The organism is Stenotrophomonas sp. 2YAF22 (assembly GCF_052114665.1).
Lineage (GTDB): Bacteria > Pseudomonadota > Gammaproteobacteria > Xanthomonadales > Xanthomonadaceae > Stenotrophomonas > Stenotrophomonas indicatrix.
This window is the reverse complement of the sequence record NZ_JBFRFE010000623.1, coordinates 1-2,538: the sequence shown is the minus strand read 5'-3', so window position 1 is coordinate 2,538 and position 2,538 is coordinate 1. Positions and strand designations below refer to the sequence as shown.

At 65.9% G+C, this 2,538-nt stretch carries 2 protein-coding genes; one reads left to right on the top strand and one right to left on the bottom strand.

All coding sequences use genetic code 11. The annotated features are described in order from the left end of the window. Window positions 1-76 precede the first annotated feature (76 nt). Window positions 77-1,264 carry a pyridoxal phosphate-dependent aminotransferase gene (locus AB4Y84_RS19075; RefSeq protein WP_312785880.1) on the top strand — a complete coding sequence of 396 codons (1,188 nt, stop codon included), beginning with the start codon at window positions 77-79 and terminating at the stop codon, window positions 1,262-1,264. 117 nt (window positions 1,265-1,381) lie between these two features. Here the strand turns inward: AB4Y84_RS19075 and AB4Y84_RS19070 are convergent. Continuing rightward, a partial coding sequence (locus tag AB4Y84_RS19070; RefSeq protein ID WP_442250670.1) for a prolyl oligopeptidase family serine peptidase occupies window positions 1,382-2,538 on the bottom strand: 1,157 nt, incomplete at its 5' end.

The window sequence follows — 2,538 nt, the reverse complement described above, 5'->3', positions numbered from 1 at the left end:
CCGCAACAGACTGTTCATTCCGAGGTTGCCGGCCAGCGGCCGGCACTACCGGGACGCCCGGCGTACCATGTGGGGCATGAGTACCCTGCCCCACACGCCGGGCTACAGCCGGCGCAGCCACGAAATCGCTCCCTTCCATGTGATGTCCCTGCTGGCCCGCGCGCAGGCGCTGGAACAGGCCGGTCACGATGTGATCCATCTGGAGATCGGCGAGCCGGACTTCACCACCGCCGAGCCGGTCGTGCGGGCCGGCCAGGCGGCGCTGGCCGCCGGCCACACCCGCTACACCGCCGCACGCGGCCTACCGGCCCTGCGCCAGGCGATCAGCGGTTTCTATCGCAGCCACTACGGCCTGGATATCGACCCCGAACGCATCCTGGTCACGCCCGGCGGCTCCGGCGCGCTGCTGCTGGCCAGCAGCCTGCTGGTCGACCCCGGCCGCCACTGGCTGCTGGCCGATCCCGGGTATCCGTGCAACCGCCACTTCCTGCGGCTGGTGGAAGGCGGCGCGCAGCTCGTTCCGGTGGGACCCGAAACGGCCTACCAGCTGACCCCTTCGCTGGTGCAGCAGCACTGGAACGCCGACAGCGTTGGTGCACTGGTGGCATCGCCGGCCAATCCCACCGGCACCGTGCTGTCAGCCGATGAACTGGCGACCCTCTCGGCTTCGCTGCATGCGCGCGGCGGCCACCTGGTGGTCGACGAGATCTATCACGGCCTGACCTACGGCCTGGATGCTGCGAGCGTGCTGCAGGTGGATGACAGCGCGTTCGTGCTGAACAGCTTCTCCAAGTACTTCGGCATGACCGGCTGGCGACTGGGTTGGCTGGTGGCGCCGCCAGCGGCGGTACCCGACCTGGAGAAGCTGGCGCAGAACCTGTACATCAGCGCTTCGAGCATCGCCCAGCACGCGGCCCTTGCCTGTTTCAGCGAGGAGGCGATGGCGATCTTCGAGCAGCGCCGCCAGGCCTTCCAGCAGCGCCGCGACTTCCTGCTGCCGGCCCTGCGCGAACTGGGCTTCCGCATCGAAGTGGAACCGCAGGGTGCGTTCTACCTGTACGCCGACGTCAGCGCGTTCACCGACGACGCGCAGGCGTTCTGCGCGCACTTCCTGGAAACCGAACATGTGGCGTTCACCCCGGGCCTGGATTTCGGCTTCCATCGATCGAACCAGCACGTACGCCTGGCCTACACCCAGGAAGTACCACGGTTGCAGGAGGCGGTGGAGCGTATCGCGCGCGGGTTGAAAAGCTGGGGCGGGTGACCCGGTAACGTCCAAGGCATCCACGCATGGCGTGGATCTGCTGGCCCAGCGCACGCCGTGCGTGGATTCGCACACCCCAACGAAAAACGCCGCCCGAGGGCGGCGTTTTTCATTTCATCATTTACCGCCCAACCGCTCCCACAGGAAGCTGTAGGCCAGTGCGGACATGTGCGCGGCCTGCGCGTTGTTGGCTGCACCGCCATGACCGCCTTCGATGTTCTCGTAGTAGGTCACGTCCTTGCCGGCCTCGATCATCTTCGCGGCCATCTTGCGGGCGTGGCCCGGATGCACGCGGTCATCGCGGGTGGAGGTGGTGAACAGCACCGGCGGGTAGCTCTTCTTCGCGTCGAACAGGTGGTACGGCGAGAAGGTCTTGATGAACTCCCAGTCGCTGGTATCCGGGTTGCCGTACTCGGCCATCCACGACGCGCCGGCCAGCAGGTGGCTGTAACGCTTCATGTCCAGCAGCGGAACCTGCACCACCACCGCACCGAACAGCTCCGGGTACTGGGTCAGCATGTTGCCGGTGAGCAGGCCACCGTTGCTGCCGCCCTGCACGCCCAGGTGCTTGGCAGAAGTGATCTTGCGGGTAACAAGGTCCTGGGCAACCGCAGCCATGTCTTCATAGGCCTTGTGACGGTTCTGCTTCAGCGCCGCCTGGTGCCAGCGCGGGCCGTACTCGCCACCACCACGGATGTTGGCAACCACGTACACGCCGCCCTTTTCCAGCCAGGCGCGGCCCATGCCACCCGAGTACGACGGGGTCAGCGAAATCTCGAACCCACCGTAGCCGTACAGCAGGGTCGGATTGGAACCGTCGAGCTTCATCGCCTTGTCGTGCACCACGAAGTACGGCACGCGGGTACCGTCCTTGCTGGTAGCGAAGTGCTGCTCGATCACCTTGCCGTCGGCATCGAAGAACGCCGGCATGGTCTTGAGCACTTCCGGTGCCTTGCCGATGTCGGCAATGGCCAGGGTGGTCGGGGTCAGGTAATCGGTGGCGGTCAGCCACACCGCATCGCTGTCATTGCTGTCGACCGCACTGACGCCCAGGGTGCCGAAGGCTGGTGCGCCGACGAAATCGCTCTTCTGCCAGCCCTTGGCAGTCGGGGTCAGCACCGACAGGCGGTTCTTGACGTCGTCCAGCACGTTCAGCACCAGGTGGTTCTTGGTCCACGAGGCACTGGCCAGCGAGGTGGTCGCGGTCGGGGTGAACAGCACCTCGAAGTCACGCTTGCCGGCCAGGAAATCATCCAGCTTGGTCACCAGCAGTG

What these genes read in the sequence shown, in the direction of transcription:
- AB4Y84_RS19075 (WP_312785880.1), top strand. Translation starts at nt 77, where the DNA reads ATGAGTACCCTGCCCCACACGCCGGGCTACAGCCGGCGCAGCCACGAA.